14 protein-coding genes are annotated in these 19,278 nt (G+C 67.9%); 7 read left to right on the plus strand and 7 right to left on the minus strand.

Annotated features, from left to right (window positions below):
- Positions 1-98 precede the first annotated feature (98 nt).
- Complete coding sequence (locus G6N09_RS04425) at positions 99-3,374, minus strand: error-prone DNA polymerase (protein ID WP_083023565.1); 3,276 nt, start codon at positions 3,372-3,374, stop codon at positions 99-101.
- Between the two features lie 114 nt (positions 3,375-3,488).
- Between G6N09_RS04425 and G6N09_RS04430 the strand changes: the two genes are divergently transcribed.
- The gene (locus G6N09_RS04430) at positions 3,489-3,920 is read left to right on the plus strand and encodes an MmpS family transport accessory protein (protein ID WP_083023564.1); all 432 of its coding nucleotides are present in this window, start codon (positions 3,489-3,491) and stop codon (positions 3,918-3,920) included.
- Positions 3,917-6,826 carry an MMPL/RND family transporter gene (locus G6N09_RS04435; protein ID WP_083023563.1) on the plus strand — a complete coding sequence of 970 codons (2,910 nt, stop codon included), beginning with the start codon at positions 3,917-3,919 and terminating at the stop codon, positions 6,824-6,826. Before G6N09_RS04430 ends, G6N09_RS04435 begins: the two co-directional genes overlap by 4 nt.
- A 6-nt stretch (positions 6,827-6,832) precedes the next feature.
- Here the strand turns inward: G6N09_RS04435 and G6N09_RS04440 are convergent, their stop codons facing one another.
- Positions 6,833-7,705, minus strand: a complete 873-nt coding sequence (locus G6N09_RS04440; RefSeq protein ID WP_083023562.1) for a universal stress protein — start codon at positions 7,703-7,705, stop codon at positions 6,833-6,835.
- 87 nt (positions 7,706-7,792) lie between these two features.
- On the opposite strand from G6N09_RS04440, the gene otsB reads away from it, so the two are divergent.
- Positions 7,793-8,902: a trehalose-phosphatase gene (gene otsB, locus G6N09_RS04445; RefSeq protein WP_083023561.1), complete on the plus strand. Its 1,110-nt coding sequence runs from the start codon at positions 7,793-7,795 to the stop codon at positions 8,900-8,902.
- Between the two features lie 92 nt (positions 8,903-8,994).
- Here otsB and G6N09_RS04450 read toward each other — a convergent pair whose 3' ends face one another.
- Positions 8,995-9,864 carry a MaoC/PaaZ C-terminal domain-containing protein gene (locus tag G6N09_RS04450; RefSeq protein ID WP_083023560.1) on the minus strand — a complete coding sequence of 290 codons (870 nt, stop codon included), beginning with the start codon at positions 9,862-9,864 and terminating at the stop codon, positions 8,995-8,997.
- A gap of 86 nt (positions 9,865-9,950) precedes the next feature.
- Here G6N09_RS04450 and G6N09_RS04455 point away from each other — a divergent pair, with 86 nt between their 5' ends.
- Entirely contained in the window at positions 9,951-10,658 is a 708-nt protein-coding gene (locus G6N09_RS04455; protein WP_083023558.1) for a histidine phosphatase family protein, read from the plus strand.
- A 78-nt stretch (positions 10,659-10,736) separates the two neighbouring features.
- Entirely contained in the window at positions 10,737-12,764 is a 2,028-nt protein-coding gene (locus G6N09_RS04460; protein WP_083023918.1) for an SDR family oxidoreductase, read from the plus strand.
- Between the two features lie 20 nt (positions 12,765-12,784).
- Here the strand turns inward: G6N09_RS04460 and G6N09_RS04465 are convergent, their stop codons facing one another.
- Together G6N09_RS04465 and G6N09_RS04470 are read right to left on the minus strand one after the other, a co-directional pair.
- Positions 12,785-14,389 (minus strand): DNA polymerase Y family protein, encoded by a 1,605-nt coding sequence (locus G6N09_RS04465; RefSeq protein WP_083023556.1) that lies wholly within the window; start codon positions 14,387-14,389, stop codon positions 12,785-12,787.
- Positions 14,390-14,400: 11 nt separating this feature from the next.
- Positions 14,401-15,105 (minus strand): DnaE2-dependent mutagenesis accessory factor ImuA', encoded by a 705-nt coding sequence (locus G6N09_RS04470; protein ID WP_083023915.1) that lies wholly within the window; start codon positions 15,103-15,105, stop codon positions 14,401-14,403.
- Between the two features lie 194 nt (positions 15,106-15,299).
- Here G6N09_RS04470 and G6N09_RS04475 point away from each other — a divergent pair, with 194 nt between their 5' ends.
- Together G6N09_RS04475 and G6N09_RS04480 are read left to right on the plus strand one after the other, a co-directional pair.
- Positions 15,300-16,154, plus strand: a complete 855-nt coding sequence (locus G6N09_RS04475) for an oxygenase MpaB family protein (protein WP_083023554.1) — start codon at positions 15,300-15,302, stop codon at positions 16,152-16,154.
- Positions 16,132-16,734 (plus strand): TetR/AcrR family transcriptional regulator, encoded by a 603-nt coding sequence (locus tag G6N09_RS04480; protein WP_083023552.1) that lies wholly within the window; start codon positions 16,132-16,134, stop codon positions 16,732-16,734. The genes G6N09_RS04475 and G6N09_RS04480 overlap by 23 nt, the downstream gene beginning before the upstream one ends.
- Before the next feature lie 14 nt (positions 16,735-16,748).
- Here G6N09_RS04480 and G6N09_RS04485 read toward each other — a convergent pair whose 3' ends face one another.
- Entirely contained in the window at positions 16,749-17,594 is an 846-nt protein-coding gene (locus G6N09_RS04485) for a phytanoyl-CoA dioxygenase family protein (protein ID WP_234806930.1), read from the minus strand.
- A gap of 70 nt (positions 17,595-17,664) precedes the next feature.
- Entirely contained in the window at positions 17,665-19,233 is a 1,569-nt protein-coding gene (gene guaA, locus G6N09_RS04490) for a glutamine-hydrolyzing GMP synthase (RefSeq protein ID WP_083023548.1), read from the minus strand.
- Positions 19,234-19,278: the final 45 nt, after the last annotated feature.

A 19,278-nucleotide genomic window follows, 5' to 3' on the forward strand; every position in this document is an offset into this window, starting at 1 on the left:
AGCTTCGACTCTCCTGCGTCGAACCTCGCTGACCGCCGGGCTTACTGCGGCGGCCCAGCTTCGACTCTCCTGCGTCGAACCTCGCTGACCGCCGGGCACTACCGAAAATCGCGGGAGCGCGAACTCACCGTCAGCTCAAGGGCGCCCAGCCGATCGGCCAGGACGGTGACCGCCCCACTGGCGTTCTGCACCCGTCCGCGAATCAGCAGCGCCGTCGCCGTCTGCGCCAGCCGGCGATGCCGGGACCACACCCCCGGCGTACACAGCACATTGACCATCCCGGTCTCATCTTCGAGGTTGACGAATGTCACCCCGCGCGCAGTGGCCGGCCGCTGCCGGTGGGTGACCGCCCCGGCCACCAGCACCCGGGTGCCGTCGGGAACGCTCAGCAGCCGATCGGCGGGGATCACCCCGAGCGCGTCGAGATCGGCGCGCAGGAACTGGGTAGGGAAGCTGTCACAGGAGACCCCGGTGGCCCAAACGTCTGCGGCGGACAACTCGATCTCACTCATCCCGGGCAACGCCGGGGTCTGCGTCGCCACCCCCACCCCGGGCAGCCGATCAGGCCGCTGGCCTGCCGCGGCCCCGGCCACCCACAGCGCCTCCCGGCGCGACATACCGAAGCAGTCGAAGGCACCAGCGGTCGCCAGCGCCTCGGCCTGTGACACCGAAAGCTGCACCCGGGCAGTAAGATCCACCATCGAAGCGAACATCCCGCGCGCCTCACGGTCGGCCACCAAACGCTCGGCGAGTTCGGTGCCGATCCCCCGGACCGCACCCAGCCCCAGCCGGACCTGAGTTCCGGCTTCGGCCAGGGTGGCGTGCGCCAGACTGGCGTTGACGTCCGGCCGGTGCACAAGGACCCCGTGCCGGCGGGCATCGGCCACCAGCGACTGCGGAGAATAGAAGCCCATCGGCTGCGCCCGCAGCAGCGCGGCGCAGAACGCCGCCGGGTAGTGCAGTTTGAACCAGGCGGAGTAGAAGACCAGCGATGCGAAGCTCATCGCGTGGCTCTCCGGAAATCCATAGTTGGCAAAGGCTTCCAGCTTCTCGTAGATCCTCATCGCAACCTCACCGGTGATGCCGTGACACTCGGCCATGCCCTCGTAGAACCGGTCGCGTAACCGGCGCATCCGTTCCGGTGATCGCTTGGAACCCATCGCGCGGCGCAGCTGGTCGGCTTCGCTCGCGGTGAACCCGGCACAGTCCACCGCCAGCGTCATCAGCTGCTCCTGAAACAGCGGGATTCCCAGGGTCTTCTTCAGCGCTCGCGCCATACACGGATGCTCATAGGTCACCGGGTCGATGCCATTGCGGCGGCGGATATAGGGGTGCACCGACCCGCCCTGAATCGGTCCGGGCCGGATCAGTGCGACCTCCACCACCAGGTCGTAGAAGACCCGGGGGCGCAACCGCGGCAGGGTGGCCATCTGCGCGCGCGACTCCACCTGGAATACCCCGACCGTGTCGGCGCGCGCGAGCATCTCATAGACCGCCGGCTCGGACAGATCGATGGCGGCCAGGTCCACCGCGACCCCACAATGCTGCGCCACCAGGTCGATCGCGTAGTGCAACGCCGAAAGCATTCCCAGACCGAGCAGGTCGAACTTGACCAAACCGATTGCTGCGCAGTCGTCTTTATCCCATTGCAGCACGCTTCGGCCCGGCATTCGCGCCCATTCCACCGGGCACACATCGGCGATCGGTCGATCACAGATCACCATGCCGCCGGAGTGGATGCCCAGATGCCGCGGCAGATCGGCGACCTGAGCAGCCAGCTCGATCACCTGCTCAGGGATGTCCTGAACATCGACACTCTCCCGGACCGGTGGGCCCCATCTGCTCAGCTGCTTACTCCAAGCATCCTGCTGCCCCGGCGAATAGCCCAGTGCGCGAGCCATATCCCGCACGGCACTGCGGCCCCGGTAGGTGATGACGTTGGCCACCTGGGCGGCATGGTCGCGACCGTATCTGTCGTAGACGTACTGGATCACCTTCTCGCGCTCATCGGACTCGATGTCGATGTCGATGTCGGGTGGGCCGTCACGGGCCGGCGACAGAAAGCGCTCGAACAACAACCCGTTGGCCACCGGATCCACCGCGGTGATACCGAGGGCGTAGCAGACCGCGGAGTTGGCCGCCGATCCCCTGCCCTGGCACAGAATGTCATTGCGGCGGCAGAACTGGGTGATGTCGTGCACCACGAGGAAATATCCGGGAAACTCCAGTTGGGCAATGACTTCCAATTCACGGTCGATCTGGGCGTAAGCGGCGGGCCTGCGTTCGGGTGGGCCATAGCGCCCGGCTGCGCCGGCCAGGGTCAGCCGGCGCAGCCAGCTGTTCTCGGTGTACCCCTCCGGGACCGCGAACGGTGGCAGTCGCGGTGCGATCAGAGCCAGCGAGAAGGCGCACCGCTCGCCGAGTTCGGCCGCCGCCGGCACCGCTGCCGGGTACGCCGCGAACAATCGGGCCATCTCCGCCCCAGACCTCAGATGCGCACCGCCCAACGGGGCCAGCCGGCCGGCGGCGGCATCCAGCGACTGGCGCGCACGTATCGCACCCAACGCCATCGCCAGCCGGCCCCGGTCCGGCCCGGCGAAATGCGCGCCGGTGGTGGCCACCAGACTCACCCCGAACCGGGGCGCCAGCCCGGCCAGCGCGGCGTTGCGCTCGTCGTCGCAGGGGTCTCCGTTTCGGGTCAGCTCCACGCCGACCCGGGCGGCCCCGAACCGGTCCACCAGGTCTGCCAGCGCGACACCGGCCGCGTCCGGCCCACCGGTGGCCAGCGCATGACGGACGTGGCCTTTACGACAGCCGGTGAGGATGTGCCAGTGCCCGCCGGCCGCTTCGGTCAGCGCATCCAGGTCGAAACGCGGCCGGCCCTTCTCTCCGGCCAGATGCGCGGCAGCGATCTGCCGCGACAACCGCCGATAGCCCTCCGGACCGCGGGCCAGCACCAGCAGGTGCGGTCCGGGCGGGTCCGGATCGTCGGTACGGGCCCGGGACGAGCTGGCCCCCAGCGATAACTCGGCGCCGAACACGGTGGCCATCTCCAGCTCCCGGGCCGCCTCGGCGAACCGCACCACCCCGTACAGACCGTTGTGATCGGTCAGCGCGATCGCCCGCAGGCCCAGCCGGGCAGCCTCGGCGACCAGCTCCTGCGGACTGCTGGCGCCGTCTAAGAAGCTGTACCCCGAATGGGCGTGCAACTCGGCATACGGCACCGTGCGCCCAGCCGAACGGCGCAGCTCGGACGGCGGGACCGACGGGTTGCGATCCGCCGACACACCGGCCGAATCACCGGTGTGACGAGGCTTACCATCGAGCACCCGCTCCATTTCCGCCCAGCTCGGCGGCCCACCACCCCAACCCATACCCGACAAGATATCGAACATACGTGCGAAAATGTTGTCGCTGGGTGTGAAAAAGAACTTTGATGCACTAATCTGTGTCAGATTCCGGCACGATCCGAAAGGGCCACTGCTTTCATGTTCGGCGTTGTCAGACGTGCATGGTTACCCCTGCTCATCGTCGCAGTCCTCGCGGTGGGAGGGTTCACGGTGCAGCGGGTTCGCGGCTACTTCGGAGCCGACGACAGCGGCAACGGAACTGTCCCGTTTGAGGACACCAAACCGTTCCACCCCAAAATCGTGGTCTATGACGTCTTCAGTCCGGACGGGACCTACGCCGACGTCAATTATCTGGATCTGGACGCCCTACCGCAGCGGATCGACGGCGTCAGCCTGCCGTGGTCACTGACCCTGTCCACCACCAATCCCGCGGTGAGCCCCAACATCGTCGCTCAAGGTGACGGCACCACCATCGGCTGCCGGGTCACCATCGATGGAGTGGTCAAAGAAGAACGCATCTCCACCAGTCCTGTCAGCGCCCAGACCTTCTGCATTGTGAAATCCGCATGAGCAAACACAGCGACAGCACGACGCCTGACGCCCCGACCGACGCCCTGCAGGTGTCGCCACAGCCCAAGCGCGGCGGTATCCCCGCATGGATCCGCCGGCTCGCCGTGCCCATCATCTTGGCGTGGGTGGCGATCACCGTGCTGGTGAACGTCATCGTGCCGCAGCTCGACGAGGTCGGGAAGATGCGCGCGGTGTCGATGGCCCCTCGCGACGCTCCGTCGATGATCGCGATGATGCGCATCGGCAAGGTGTTCGACGAATTCCAGTCGGACAGCTCGGGCATGGTCGTGATCGAAGGCGACCAGCCCCTGGGCGACGACGCGCACAAGTACTACGACCAGTTGGTCGCCAAGATGGAGGCCGACCCCGCTCATATCGAGCACGTCCAGGACTTCTGGAGCGACCCGCTGACCGCAGCCGGATCGCAGAGCCCGGACGGCAAGGCCGCCTATGTCCAGGTGTATCTGGCCGGCAACATGGGCGAGACCCTGGCCAACGAATCGGTCGAGGCCGTCCAGAAGATCATCGCCGACACCCCGGCCCCCGAGGGCGTGCACGCCTACGTCACCGGCGGGGCCGCCCTCAACGCCGATCAGCACATCGCCGGCGACAAAAGCCTGAAACTCATCACCGCGCTGACGTTCGTGGTGATCATCACGATGCTGCTGAGCATCTACCGGTCGATCGGCACCGTGCTGTTGGTGCTGGGCATGGTGGTCTTCTCGCTGAGTTCTGCCCGCGGCGTGGTGGCCGTGTTGGCCTACTACAACATCATCGGCCTCTCGACGTTCGCGGTGAACCTGCTGGTCACACTGGCCATCGCCGCCTCGACGGACTATGCGATCTTCCTGCTCGGCCGCTACCAGGAGGCGCGAGCACTCGGCGAGGACAAGGAATCGGCCTTCCACACCATGTATCACGGCACTGCGCACGTGATCCTGGGTTCGGGGCTGACCATCGCCGGGGCGACCTTCTGCCTGCACTTCACCCGACTGCCCTATTTCCAGTCGCTGGGTGTCCCGCTGGCGATCGGCATGTTGGTCATCGTGCTGGCCGCGCTCACCTTCGGCTCCGCGGTGGTGACGGTGGCCAGCCGCTTCGGCATGCTCGAGCCCAAGCGAGCGATGCGGATCCGCAGCTGGCGGCGCATCGGCACGCTGATCGTGCGCTGGCCGGGGCCGGTGCTGGTCGCCACCACGGCGGTCTGCCTGGTCGGACTGCTCACCCTGCCGGGGTATAAGAGCGCCTACAACGACCGGGAATACCTGCCGGATTATGTGCCGGCAAACATCGGCTACGCCGCCGCCGACAGGCACTTCTCCCAGGCCCGGATGAGCCCGGAACTGCTGATGATCGAAACCGACCACGACCTGCGTAATCCGGCCGACTTCCTGGTGATCAACCGGATCGCCAAGCGGGTGTTCGAGGTTCCCGGGATCGGCCGGGTGCAGACCATCACCCGGCCGCTGGGCACCCCGATCGAGCACACCACGATCCCGTTCGCGATCAGCATGCAGGGCACCACCCAGCAGCTGAACATGAAGTACCAGCTCGACAGCATGAAGAACATGCTCAAAATGGGCGACGACATGCAGGTCTCGATCGACAGCATGAAGCAGATGCTCGAGGTCACCCGCGCGATGTCGGAGACCACGCACAGCATGGACCTCAAGATGCACCACATGCTCGACGACATCCAGAAGATGCGCGACTCGATCGCCGACTTCGACGACATGTGGCGCCCGATGCGCAGCTACTTCTACTGGGAGCCGCACTGCTTCGACATCCCGATCTGCTGGTCGATCCGGTCGATCTTCGACGTCATGGACGGCCTCGACCAGATGACCGAGGATTTCGAGAAGGTGCTGCCCGACATCGACAACCTCGACCGGCTGATGCCCCGGATGCTCGAGATCATGCCGCCGATGATCGAGACCATGTCGAACATGCGCATCACCCAGCTGAAGATGCAGTCCACCATGGAGGGCCTGCAGCTTCAGATGGAGAAGATGATGGAAGGCCAGAACGCCATGGGCAAGGCGTTCGACGAGTCCAAGAACGACGACTCGTTCTACCTGCCGCCGGAAGCGTTCGACAACCCCGATTTCAAGCGCGGCATGAAGATGTTCCTGTCCCCCGACGGGCATTCGGTGCGGTTCATCATCTCCCACGAGGGAGACCCGATGTCCGAAGAGGGCATCTCGCACGTCGCGCCGATCAAGCATGCGGTGCACGAGGCACTCAAGGGCACGCCCCTGGAAGGCTCGAAGGTCTACCTCGGCGGCACCGCGGCCATGTTCAAAGACATGAAGGACGGGTCGAGCTACGACCTGATCATCGCCGGTATCGCCTCGCTGTGCCTGATCTTCATCATCATGCTGCTGATCACCCGGGCCGTGGTGGCCTCGGCGGTGATCGTCGGCACGGTGTTGCTGTCGCTGGGGACATCGTTCGGGCTATCGGTGCTGATCTGGCAGCACCTCCTCGGACTTGACCTGCACTGGATGGTGCTGGCGATGTCGGTGATCATCTTGCTGGCGGTGGGTTCGGACTACAACCTGCTGCTGGTCTCCCGGATGAAGGAAGAGCTGCCCGGCGGACTCAAGACGGGCATCATCCGCGCCATGGGCGGCAGCGGCTCCGTGGTCACCTCGGCGGGCCTGGTGTTCGCATTCACCATGATGTCGATGATCGTCTCCGACTTGAAGGTGATCGGCCAGGTGGGCTCCACCATCGGACTCGGCCTGATGATCGACACCCTGGTGATCCGGTCGTTCATGACGCCGTCGATCGCCGCACTGTTGGGCCGCTGGTTCTGGTGGCCACAACGGGTGTGGTCGAGGCCGTCACCGGCTGCGCAGCGGCCTGCGCTGCCGGCGACCAGTGAGTCGGTTCCCGTCGGTTGATGCCGGTCAGGTCGGCCGGACGACGAGGACCGGCGTGTGCGCCGACTGCACCACTTCTTGGCTGACCGAGCCCAGCAGCATGCCGGTGAAACCGCCGCGTCCGTGACTGCCCAGCACCACGAGCTGAGCCGCACGCGACTGGTCGATGAGTTGATCGGCGGGCCGGTCATCGACGACTACCCGGCGCACCGTGACATCCGGATAGCGCTCGTGCCAGCCGGCCAATCGTTCGGCCAGCGCCAGTTCACCGTCGGAGGCCATCACGGCGGGGTCCAGTCCGGGGAAGTCCATCAGGCCGGTGTCGTGCCAGGCGTACACCGCGATCAGCTCCACCCCGCGCAGCGAAGCCTCCTCGAAGGCCAGCGCTGTCGCGGCCTCCGACACCGGGGAACCGTCGATGCCGACGACCACCGGCGCGGCCTCGGGGTGGGATAGCCCTTCCGGATGCGCCTCGTGGATGACCACGACCGGACAGTGCGCATGCCGGATCAGGGACGAACTGACCGATCCGAGCAGTCGGCGACGCAGCGGCCCGTTCCCGCGGGACCCGACCACCAATCGGGAGACCTCGCGGCTCATGTCCACGAGCGTCGGAACTGTCGAACCCACCACGATCTCCGCGGTGACGCGCGGCGCCCCGGCCGCCTCGGCGATCTCGGCGGCGTGGCGCAGGTGGTGTTCGCCCTGTTCGCGCTGCCACTCGGTGTAACCGGGCGGCATCGGTGTCTCGGGGAAGGTCATCACCACCGGCGAGGCCAGCACGTGGACCAGGGTGAGCGGCAGATTGTGCAACGCGGCATCGTGCGCCGCCCATTCGACAGCTGCTACTGACGACGGCGATCCATCGACACCGACGAGGATTCCGGTAAGGGGCGACATCGGGGGCTCTCCTTGTGTTTGAGGGACCTCTAGACCCCTACCACGCTAATCCGAAAGGGGCTGTGGCACCGTGGTGGCATGGTTGGCATGTCGGTCACGATCGACCCGCGCCGGCATGACGCCGTGCTGTTGCTCCTCGATAGCGGTACCGACCCCACAGCCCTGACCGAGCGCCTGCATCACGCCGGAGTGCGGGTGGTTGCGGTGGCACCCAGGAGTTCCGCCGCCGACTTGGTGCACGCCGCCGCCGGGCTGGCGGTGCGCCCCGGCCGGTGCGCAGTGCTCACCGACTCCGAATCGGGTGTGATTGAGGCTCGTAGCGCCGGATTCGCCTTGGTGATCGGCCTGGGCCACGACGGCGGCGACGCGGTGCTGGACGCCTTGTCTGCGCTGCAGGTACGCGCCGGTGACCGGCCTATGTCGGCCCTGCCGGATGCGATGGCCGCTGCGGAGTTGCGCGCACCCGCGCACCCCGCGGTGTTCTTCGACTTCGACGGGACTCTTTCGGACATCGTCGATGATCCCGACGCGGCCCGCCCGGTGTCCGGCGCGGTGGATGCGTTGCGCGCGTTGGCCATCCGGTGCCCGGTCGCGGTGTTGTCGGGCCGCGACCTGGCCGACGTGCGGGCACGCGTCGGCCTGGACGGGATCTGGTATGCCGGCAGCCACGGTTTCGAACTGACCGATCCAAACGGCGCCCACCACCAGAACGACACCGCCGCCGGTGCGGTGCCGGTGCTGGCCGACGCCGCCGCCGAGCTAGGCCGGCAGCTCAGCTCGATCCCGGGGATCATGGTGGAACACAAGCGATTCGCCGTGGCAGTGCACTACCGCAACGCAGCCCGGGATCGGGTCGGTGAGACCATGGCGGCGGTGCGCCAGGTGGGCCGCAGCAGCGGGCTGCGGGTCACCACCGGGCGCGAGGTGATCGAGCTGCGTCCCGAGATCGACTGGGACAAAGGCCGCACACTGCACTGGCTTCTGGATCGGATGCCCGGGGTAAGGACCCCCCTGTTCCTCGGCGACGACATCACCGACGAGGACGCGTTCGACGCGGTTGCTGAGCTGTCGGGGGCCGGAATAGTGGTGCGCCACAACGATGACGGCGACCGCGCGACCGCCGCCCGGTATGCGCTGGACAGCCCGGCGCAGGTCGCCGAGTTCACCGCCCGGTTGGCCACGCGCCTGACCGACTGAGCACCCACCCGATCACGGCAGTCCCGAATGCCTGCCCTCCGACACCGGCGCGGTGTTCCGGCTCAGCCTGCCGTTGCAGGGCTGACCGGCCGTCAGGCCTGGAACTCCACAGCACCGTCGTCGAGCACCACCCGTGGGTTGGCGCCGTCGGGGCCGGCGGCTTCGGTGCGGAACACCGCTTTGCCCGGCTCGGTCCGCCAGATCGAGGTGGTCAGGGTCTCCCCCGGAAACACCGGGTCGGTGAACCGCGCCGAGATGGCGGTGACCCGGCTGGCGTCGCCGCCGCCGAGCTCGGCGACCAGCGCACGCCCGGCAAAACCGTAGGTGCACAGCCCGTGCAGGATCGGCTTGGGGAAACCGGCCAGCGTGGTGGCGAACCACGGGTCGCTGTGCAACGGGTTGCGGTCTCCGGAGAGCCGATAGAGCAGCGCCTGGTCTTCCCGGGTCGCATAGGCGGTGCGGGAATCCGGTTCCGAGTCGGGGATGCTCAGCGCGACCGCCCGTTGCCCGGGCTGCCCGCCGAAGCCGCCGGCCTTGCGGATGACCACAGTGGCCAGGGTCTCGACCACCACCTCGGAGGTCCGGGGATCGGTGCCGCGCGCCCGCAGCATCACGATGGCATTCTTGCCCTCGCCTTTGTCTTGGATGTCGGCGACCTCGGCTACCACCTGCAGGCTCCCGGCCGGAGGGAGCGGCGCGAACAGCCGCACCTCCTGCGAGCCGTGCAGCAGCAGCGCCGGGTTGAACGTGCCGATCTTGCCTGCGGCCGCGAAGCCCATGCAGCAGATGACGGCGTAGGTGGGCAACACCTGCTGCGGGGTGTCGTGACTGTTCTCGGTGGTGAAAGCCAGATCGGCTGTTCCGGCACCGACCCCCAGTGCATAGAGCATGGTGTCGCGCTCGGTCCATTCGACCAACATCGGATCAGCGGTCGTACCGATCGCTGTGGGGTCAAGTGCCACGAATTCTCCTTCGCCTCCGACGAACGGGCCTCATCATTTCAGCAGAACCGGCCCCGCCGATGCTATCCACGCGGCAGGCTGTCGACATGGCAAAACGCATCCGGGGCAACGTATTCGCAATCGTGGCGGCGGCGCTGGCCGTGACCTTGGCGCTAGGAGGGTGTTCGGGGACACCGCACCCCCGAACCATCACCTTGACTCTGGTCCGGCACGCGGAATCCGAAGCCAATGCCGCCGGAATCCTCGACACCTCGGTGCCCGGCCCGGGGTTGACAGAGAAGGGCCGCGTACAGGCTCAAGAGATCGCCGACCAGCTCTCCCGCAACCGCCACGACGGGGTCTACGCCTCGTCAATGGTGCGCACTCAGCAGACCGCCGCACCACTGGCTCGTGAACTCGGGCGTCAGGTGCAGATCCTGCCGGGGCTGCGCGAGATCAGCGCCGGCTGGTTCGGCGACAAGCCGAGTTCGGTCGCGCACTCGGCGTATTGGCTGGCCCCGCAGGCCTGGCTTCGCGGTGACCGGACCGCAGTCATCCCAGGCTCGATCGACGGTAACCAGTTCAACGACGAGTTCAGCGCTGCGGTGCAGCAGATATACGACGCCGGAGACACCAACCCGGTGGCGTTTGCCCATGGCGCATCCATCGCGACATGGACGCTGATGAACGTCACGAATCCCCGCGATGAGCTGTTGATCGACCACCCCCTGCCCAATCTGGGCAAGGTTGTGGTGAAGGGGAGCCCGACCACTGGCTGGACTCTGGTGGACTGGGACGGAATTCGCGCGTTCTGAGCACACCGGCATCCAGCAGGTGCCGGGAGCGTCAAACCCACGGTTGACGTGGCCGCCGAGAGCGACCACCATGACCGCATGCGTTATGTCGTTACCGGCGGTACCGGGTTTATTGGACGGCGAGTGGTGTCGCGCCTACTGGCGGCCAGGCCGGATGCGCAGGTGTGGGTGTTGGTGCGCCGCGCCTCGCTGGGACGCTTCGAAGCTCTCGCCTCGCAGAGTGACCAGGCATGGGGCGATCAGGTCAAACCACTGGTCGGCGACCTGACTGCCGAGGATCTCGGGTTGAGCGACACGGTGATCGCCGAGCTCGGCGACATCGACCACGTCGTGCACTGCGCGGCCATCTACGACATCACCGCCGGAGCGGCCGAGCAGCAGGCGGCCAACGTCGAGGGCACCCGCGCGGTGATCGACCTGGCGAAACGCCTGGACGCCACCTTGGCGCACGTGTCCTCGATCGCGGTGGCCGGCAATTACGCCGGCGAGTTCACCGAAGACGACTTCGACATCGGCCAGGAGTTGCCGACCCCGTATCACCAGACCAAGTTCGAGGCCGAAGCGCTGGTGCGCTCGGCACCGGGACTGCGCTACCGGGTGTACCGCCCGGCGGTGGTGGTGGGCGATTCTCGCACCGGCGAGATGGACAAGGTGGACGGGCCGTACTACTTCTTTCCGCTGCTGGCCAAGCTGGCGGCACTGCCCCGGCTCACCCCGATGGCCGTGCCCAACACCGGACGCACCAACGTTGTGCCGGTCGACTATGTGGTGGACGCGTTGGTCGAGTTGATGCATGCCGACGGATACGACGGGCGCACCTTCCACCTCACCTCCCCCAGATCCATCGGGTTGCCCGACATCTACCGGGCGGTGGCACGAGAGGCCGGGCTCCCGCCGCTGCGCGCCACCCTGCCCGGCGCCGTGGCAGCCCCGGTGCTCAACGTCGGCGGTCGGGCCCGGGTGTGGCGCAACATGATGGCCACCCAGCTGGGCCTGCCCGCCGAGGTACTCGACCTGGTGAACCTGCGGCCGACCTTCGTCGCCGAGGCCACCCGCGCGGCACTGGGCGGAAGCGTCGAGCTGCCCGAGTTCGCCGATTACGCGCCGAAACTGTGGCGGTATTGGATGCGGCATCTGGATCCCGACCGGGCCCGCCGTGACGATCCGGCCGGTGCGCTGGTCGGGCGCCACGTGATCATCACCGGGGCATCCAGTGGCATCGGCCGGGCCTCGGCGATCGCCGTCGCCGAGCGCGGCGGCACCGTTTTCGCACTGGCCCGCAGCGGCTCCGCCCTCGATGATCTGGTGGCCGAAATCCGGGCCGGCGGCGGACAGGCGCATGCATTCACCTGCGATGTCACCGACTCGGCATCGGTGGATCACACCATCAAGGACATCCTCGGCCGGTTCGGGCACGTCGACTACCTGGTGAACAACGCCGGCCGGTCGATCCGCCGCTCGGTGGCCAATTCAAGCGACCGACTGCACGACTACGAACGCACGATGGCGGTCAACTACTTCGGCGCGGTGCGGATGGTGCTGGCCTTGTTGCCGCACTGGCGGGAACGCCGATTCGGCCACGTGGTGAATGTCTCCAGCGAAGGGGTGCTGGCGCACAGCCCGCGCTACAGCGCATACGTGCCCACCAAGGCCGCACTGGACGCCTTCGCCGACGTGGTCTCGACCGAAACCCTCTCGGACCACATCACCTTCACCACCATTCACATGCCACTGGTGGCCACGCCGATGATTGCGCCGACAGGACGACTGCTCCCGGTCGGAGCGATCAGCGCCGAGCACGCGGCGGCCATGGTGGTACGCGGCCTGATCGAGAAGCCGGACCGGATCGACACTCCGCGGGGCACTCTGGCCGAGGCCGGCAACTACGTCACCCCTAGGCTGGCCCGCCGGGTGCTGCACCAGGTCTACCTGGGCTACCCGGACTCCGCGGCGGCGCGCGGCGTTGCGCCCACCGAAACCGTCGCAGCACAACCGATTCGACAGATATCCCGTAGGCCGAGGAGGCCATCGCGGGCGATCCCCCGGGTGCGGGTGCCCCGCCCGGTCAAGCAGGCGGTGCGGCTGGTTCCGGGCGTGTACTGGTGATCGAGGGGCCACCGTCCGGTTCACTCGTAGGCCCCCTCCAGATACCACCGCCGCAGGCGATAGCACAGCAGTAGTGCCTGCCCGGGCGCTGCGCTGCCCGGGGAGCCCTCCAGCAACACCTGAACCCGGGCGGTACGCCCCGATCCCGGTCCCTGCCGCTGCGGATCCCACCACCGCTCGTCCACCGGCCAAGGCCCGGCCCACCAGCGCAGCCGGTCGTCCCGGCCCCGGGCGACCAGCCACGCCGGGTCCGTGGAGAAGAATCCCCGGCCGGTCACCCGGATCGGATTGCGTTCGGCGTCAAGCAGTTCCACCGGGTCATCGAGCAGCACCGCCGGTGACGGCTCAGGGAGCCGACCGGGCCACGGTTGACGTGGGTCGGCCAGCGGCACCGGCTCGTCTCCCAGCGGGGTCAAGGTGATGCGCTCGGCAGGGCCGCGTCCACCGGAGAGCACCGGTACCCGCACCGCTTCCGGACCGAGCAGGCCCTGCACCCGCACCAGGGCGCGGCGGGCACGCAGCCGGTCTTCCTCGCCGAGGCCACCCCACAGCGCTAACTGCAGCGCCTCGGTCGCCGATGCCACCTCCACCGGTTGCAGCCGCAGCAGTGTCACCGGTCCGGTGGGACGGTCGGAGGCGACGCGGCTGTTCAGCCAGCCGTCCAGTTGCCAGCGCACCCGGTCCGCGGTGGCATCCTCGGTCAATGGCTCGGCGCATCGCCATACCCGGGTCAACTCTTGCCCGGTGGCGGTGACGGCATGGATGGCCAACCGGGTGCAGCCCACCCCGGCGGCCAGCAGCGTCCGGTGCAGCACGCCGGCCAGCGAGCGTCCGGCGAACGCCGCGGAGTCGACCCGGCCGATCGGCGGATCGCAGTGCAGCACGGCGTCGAGGTCCGGCGTGGGCGCCCGCCCGGACGGCCCGCGTTCGGGTTCGGCGCGGGCGAATCGGTGCGCGGTGAGCGCGTCGGGGCCGAACCGCGAGGTGACATCCGGGCGCGGTAGTGCGGCGAATTGCCCGATGGTCCGAATCCCCAAGCGCCACAACAGGTCGATCAAGCCGTCACGGCCGGGGCCGGACAGGCTGGGCTCGGCGGCAAGCTGCCGGATCGACAGCGCCGACAGGAACCGGGCATCTCCCCCAGGCGGCACCACCGCGCCGGCGCGCGCGGCGAGCACCGCGGTGGAGAGCCCGTCGGCGATCCCGACCTGGCATTCGATATCGGCCTCCGTGCTGACCGCCACGGCGTCGACGAGGCGCTCGGCGGCCCGCTCCTCGGAGCCGAAGGCCCGCACCGCGCCGCGCACCGACACCACCAGTAGGCCGGGCCGCAACACCTCGGCGGCCGGTATCAGTTCATCGACCGCAGCCAGGACCGGCTCGAACAACCGGGCATCGCGATCGGTGTCGGCAGCCACCACGTGCAGCGCCGGACAGCGCGCCGCCGCTTCTCGGCGCCGCAGGCCACGCCGCACCCCCGCCGCTCGAGCGCCCGCCGAACAGGCGATCACCCGGTTGGCCAGGGTGACCGCAACCGGTGCGGTGGCGGGCAGCCCCGCCGCGGCCGCCGCGGCGACCGCGGGCCAGTCCATGCACCACAACGCCAGTACTCGTGAGTCAGCCATGGGACGACTCGCTATCCGACCCTGTTTCGTCCGGCCGCCCGCCCGGCGGCCCGCACCTCCAGTCGCACCGCACCGATCCGGCCGAGCCCGGGAACCGCGGCGCAGCCCGTCATCGCCTCGCCCGTCGTCTCATAGCCACTGACCCGGGCATCCAGTCGCAGCGCCGAACCCTGCCAGTCACCGCCGGAGACCAGCAGGGCGCAGCCCCGGTGGCGGGCCCGGGCCAGCACGACCCGGGTGCGCGACGGGGGCACGCAGCGACCGCCCAGACCGAGCACCACCAGATCCATGCCGTCCATCAGCACCGTGGCCACCTCCACCGGGTCATTACCGGGATCGGGGATCACCGCGAGCCGGCTCAGGTCGGCACCCATCTCGGAAGCGGCCAGCAGCCCGAGGTCCGGCTGACCGACGATGGCGGCGTTACCCGCGGCCCCCGTCACCGCGGCCACCATGCTCAGCATCAGCGACCGCGCCCCCGAGAGCACCGCCACCGTGCCCCGGGGCAATCCGGCGGGCAACACCCCGGCCAGCAGCGGCGGGACCGGCAGCACAGTCTCGGCGGCCGGAGCCGCTGTGCCCGACAGCTCCGCCCCCCGCCGGCTCGCACCCACCTTGCCCGACACCGCCGCCATCTGCCGACGCAGCCGTTCTAGCTGGTCGGCGCGATTTTCTCCGGAGCCATGGCGTTGCCCCAAGTCCACCGCCGCCGTCATGGTCGCCTCCGGAAACACTCGAATATGTTCGAAACTATGTTCGATTGACCCGAGTGAACACTCCCCCACCGACAACCGTCAAGCCGGATCTCCCGGCGGCGCATCACCGGCCCCGCGCGCCTCATCCGCACCGCGCCGAAAGCCCCGATCCCCGGGGATTGGTACACAGTTCAAAATATGTAACACTGTTTCGCATGACTCGATCCGTGCCGACCGACGCGGCTACCGATGCACTGCCGTTGGGACCGCAGTCCCTGGTGTGGCGCTACTTCGGCGACAACCGGATGTTCTTGATCGGGCCCCGGCCCGCCGTGCTGCAGAACATGCTCGCCGAGCTCGGCCAGGGCGTTCTGGACCACTCGGTGTTCTTCACCGACACCGCCGCCCGGGTCAAGCGCTCACTGCCGCCGATCTTCATGACCGTCTACGGCGCCGGGTCCGACAACCCCGGCCAACAGGTGCGCGACTTCCACGTCAACATCAAGGGGACGATGCCGGACGGAAACCGATACCACGCACTGGATCCCGAGACCTACTTCTGGGCCCACGCCACGTTCGTCGAGCAGGTGCTGTACTTCACCGACACCTTCGTCAAGCGCCTGAGCACCGAAGACAAAGAGCAGATCTATCTCGAATCCAAGACCTGGTATCGCCGTTACGGCGTCAGCGACCGGGTGATGCCGGCCGACTACGCCGAATTCGAGCGCTATTGGAATCAGATGCTGGACAAGGTTCTCACCGACCACCCGACCGCCAAGTACGGCGTCGGCTACGTCACCAAGGGCTTCCCCTGCCCGAATGGGGTACCGCCGGCGCTGTGGCGGGCGATCTCGGTGATGTTCAATCCGCTCGCGGCGTTTCTCACCACCGGCGGCATGCCGCCGAGCACCCGGGTTCAACTGGGCCTGCCGTGGAGCGACCGACAGGAGCGGCGCTATCAGCGGTTCGCCGCGCTCTGCCGGTCACGGCCGGTCAACTGGGCATGGGATCATATGCCGATGCGACTGCGCTACAACAAATTCGCCTATGCCGGCTACATCCGGGGCTGACCCGGCGACCACGGCCATCCTCGATGCCGCGGTAGTCGAGTTCGAGCAGCACGGCTTCCGGCGGGTCGCCCTCGACGACGTCGCCCGGCGCGCCGGAGTCAGCCGGACCACCATCTACCGCCGGTTCGCCGGCCGCGACGAGCTGGTCGCCGCGGTCATCGACCGGGAGAACGCCGCGCTCTACGACGACATCGCTGCTGAACTGAAAACTTCTGCCCCCCAGTCGAATTACTATGTCGAGGCGTTCACCTCGGCGATCATGCAGTTCCGCCGGCACCGGGTGTTGAATCGGATGATCACCGATGAACCGGAGCTGGCGCTGGAGCTCTCCCGGCGACACTACGACGCGATCCTGGACCGGATGTCTGGGGCGCTGCAGGTGATCTTCCCGCCCGGATTCGCCGAACGTCTGGGCCCGGCGGTGGTCACCGAATTGGCCGACACCATCCTGCGATACGCGGCCATGGCGCTGTTGTTGCCGTCGCGTGAGCCGCTGGACTCCGTCGAGGACATCCGCGCGTTCGCGACCGGGCATTTCCTGCCCAGCCTTCCCGCGGCGCTGCGCACTATTCCGGTGTAGGGGTCACCGGCCCGTCAGAGGGCGGCGCCGACCCCCATCGAGGCGGCCACCTCAGGCATATACCGCTCCGCGAGCACGGTCGCGATGGCCTCGACCTCAGGAGCAAGCGGATACATGTGGCGGTATTGCAGAACCTGTTTGCCGATCAACCCCAGCCGCTCGGTGAACGTCGGCATGCGGCCCGGATCCAGCAACGGGCTGTTGAACGGCGCGCGGTCGGAGCGCTGAAATTCAAAGGCGGCGCTGATCCGCGGCGCGGCCCCAAGGCGGCTGCCGCGCCCGCCCCAATGCAGAACGGCCTGGTTCCAGGCGAACATGGTGCCCGCCGTGGCCGGCAGCGCCCGAATGTCCTGCAGATTGTGGACGATCGCGTTGTCCGGCCCGTCCCAGCGACGCTGAACGAAACGATCATCGAGGTGGGCGGGCAGCATGTACATACATCCGTTGAGCGGGGTGGCATCGGTGAACGGCAACCACACGGTCAGCGTGTGAGGCGAGTTGTCGGCATCGAGGGTGTTGATCAACTTGTCCCGATGCGGTCCCCAGCCGACGGCGTTATCGCTGGGGTTGACGTGCCAGACCCAGAAGTCGGGCAACGCCCGGTAGCCTTCGCCCATCACCCCGGAGAGGAACTCCGAAAGCGCTTGGAAAGCCAGCCACAGCTCGTCGTAGACGAACGCGAAGGCCAACGGGATTCCTTGCTGGAACAGCGTCGACACGCCCGCACGAATGGGGGCGATGGCCGCTTCGGGCAGAGCGTCGGGAACCTGGACGTAGCCCTCGCGCTTCAAGTTGGCCAGCGCGACATCGAGTTCGCCGACCGCTGCGGCCGGGCGCGCGCCCCCGGCATCGATCGACATCGATGGGCACAGCCCGGTCCAGAACTCGCGCCGCTGCACGTCGGCAGCGGAAAGCGCAGCAATCATGGGGCTACTCCCACTCAATAGTGCCGGGTGGTTTGCTGGTGATATCCAAGACTACGCGGTTGACCTCGGAAACCTCATTGGTTATTCGAGTCGAGATCCGCTCCAGCACCTCGTAGGGCACTCGGGTCCAGTCTGCGGTCATGGCGTCCTCACTGGACACCGGCCGCAGCACGATCGGGTGGCCGTAGGTGCGGCCGTCGCCCTGCACTCCCACCGAGCGGACATCGGCCAACAGCACCACCGGGCACTGCCAGATCTGGTGGTCCAGCGCCGCGGCGGTCAACTCCTCGCGGGCGATAGCGTCGGCCTGACGCAGCGTGGCCAGCCGCTCCCCGGTGACCTCGCCCACGATCCGGATGCCCAGACCCGGCCCTGGGAACGGTTGGCGGGCAACGATCTCCTCCGGCAGACCCAACTCGCGGCCGACCGCTCGGACCTCGTCTTTGAACAGCAGCCGCAGCGGCTCGACCAGACTGAACTTCAGGTCGTCGGGCAGTCCACCGACGTTGTGGTGACTCTTGATGTTCGCGGTGCCCGCCCCCCCGCCGGACTCCACCACGTCGGGGTACAGCGTGCCCTGGACCAGGAACTCGACGCCATCTTGAGAAGCGTCGTGGTCTCCCAGGGTGTCGCGTACCGCGCCTTCGAAGGCCCGGATGAACTGCCGTCCGATGATCTTGCGCTTGCCCTCGGGATCCGACACCCCCGACAGCGCATCGAGGAACACCGACTCAGCGTCCACCGTGACCAGCTTGGCCCCGGTGGCGGCGACGAAGTCGTTCTGCACCTGTTCGCGTTCGCCGGCCCGCAACAGCCCGTGATCGACGAACACACACGTCAACCGGTCACCGATGGCACGCTGCACCAGTGCCGCTGCCACCGCGGAATCCACCCCGCCGGACAGTCCACAGATGGCGTGGCCGTCGCCGATCTGTTCGCGCACCTGCTCGATCAGCGCGTCGGCGATATTGGCGGGCGTCCAGGCAGCGTCGATGTCGGCGAACTCGTGCAGGAACCGGCTGAGCACCCGCTGTCCGTAGGGGGTGTGCAGCACCTCGGGGTGGTACTGCACCCCAGCCAACCGGCGGGCGCGGTTCTCGAACGCGGCCACCGGGGCACCTGAGGTGGCAGCCACCACGGTGAAGCCGGCCGGGGCCAGCGTCACCGCGTCGCCGTGGCTCATCCAGACCGGCTGGGTGCCCGGTAGGCCGGCATGCAGCTCCCCGCCGGTCACCTTCAGCTCGGTGCGGCCGTACTCACTGGTGCCGGTGCGCTCCACGGTGCCACCGAGCGCGGCAGCCATCGCCTGGAAGCCGTAGCAGATGCCGAACACCGGAATGTCGAGGTCGAACAGCGCCGGATCGAGCTGCGGGGCGTCCTCGGCGTAGACGCTGGCCGGGCCGCCGGACAGCACGATCGCCAGCGGGTTGCGGGCGGCGATCTCCTCGACAGTGGCGGTGTGCGGGAGGACTTCGGAGAACACCCGCGCCTCTCGGACCCGGCGGGCGATCAATTGGGCGTACTGCGCGCCGAAGTCGATGACCAGAACGGGGCGAGACGAAGGTGACGACACCGCAAAGAGTCTAGTGGCGGCAAAAGTCAGCCGGAGCAACGGCGG

It is taken from the genome of Mycolicibacter minnesotensis, assembly GCF_010731755.1.
Classification (GTDB): Bacteria; Actinomycetota; Actinomycetes; order Mycobacteriales; family Mycobacteriaceae; genus Mycobacterium; species Mycobacterium minnesotense.

Bases quoted from the DNA above. Each gene is read 5' to 3' on its own strand.
- G6N09_RS04425 (WP_083023565.1), bottom strand. From the start codon at position 3,374: ATGGGTTGGGGTGGTGGGCCGCCGAGCTGGGCGGAAATGGAGCGGGTG.
- G6N09_RS04430 (WP_083023564.1), top strand. From the start codon at position 3,489: ATGTTCGGCGTTGTCAGACGTGCATGGTTACCCCTGCTCATCGTCGCA.
- G6N09_RS04435 (WP_083023563.1), top strand. From the start codon at position 3,917: ATGAGCAAACACAGCGACAGCACGACGCCTGACGCCCCGACCGACGCC.
- G6N09_RS04440 (WP_083023562.1), bottom strand. From the start codon at position 7,705: ATGTCGCCCCTTACCGGAATCCTCGTCGGTGTCGATGGATCGCCGTCG.
- otsB (WP_083023561.1), top strand. From the start codon at position 7,793: ATGTCGGTCACGATCGACCCGCGCCGGCATGACGCCGTGCTGTTGCTC.
- G6N09_RS04455 (WP_083023558.1), top strand. From the start codon at position 9,951: ATGGCAAAACGCATCCGGGGCAACGTATTCGCAATCGTGGCGGCGGCG.
- G6N09_RS04460 (WP_083023918.1), top strand. From the start codon at position 10,737: ATGCGTTATGTCGTTACCGGCGGTACCGGGTTTATTGGACGGCGAGTG.
- G6N09_RS04465 (WP_083023556.1), bottom strand. From the start codon at position 14,389: ATGGCTGACTCACGAGTACTGGCGTTGTGGTGCATGGACTGGCCCGCG.
- G6N09_RS04470 (WP_083023915.1), bottom strand. From the start codon at position 15,105: ATGACGGCGGCGGTGGACTTGGGGCAACGCCATGGCTCCGGAGAAAAT.
- G6N09_RS04475 (WP_083023554.1), top strand. From the start codon at position 15,300: ATGACTCGATCCGTGCCGACCGACGCGGCTACCGATGCACTGCCGTTG.
- G6N09_RS04480 (WP_083023552.1), top strand. From the start codon at position 16,132: ATGCCGGCTACATCCGGGGCTGACCCGGCGACCACGGCCATCCTCGAT.
- G6N09_RS04485 (WP_234806930.1), bottom strand. From the start codon at position 17,594: ATGTCGATCGATGCCGGGGGCGCGCGCCCGGCCGCAGCGGTCGGCGAA.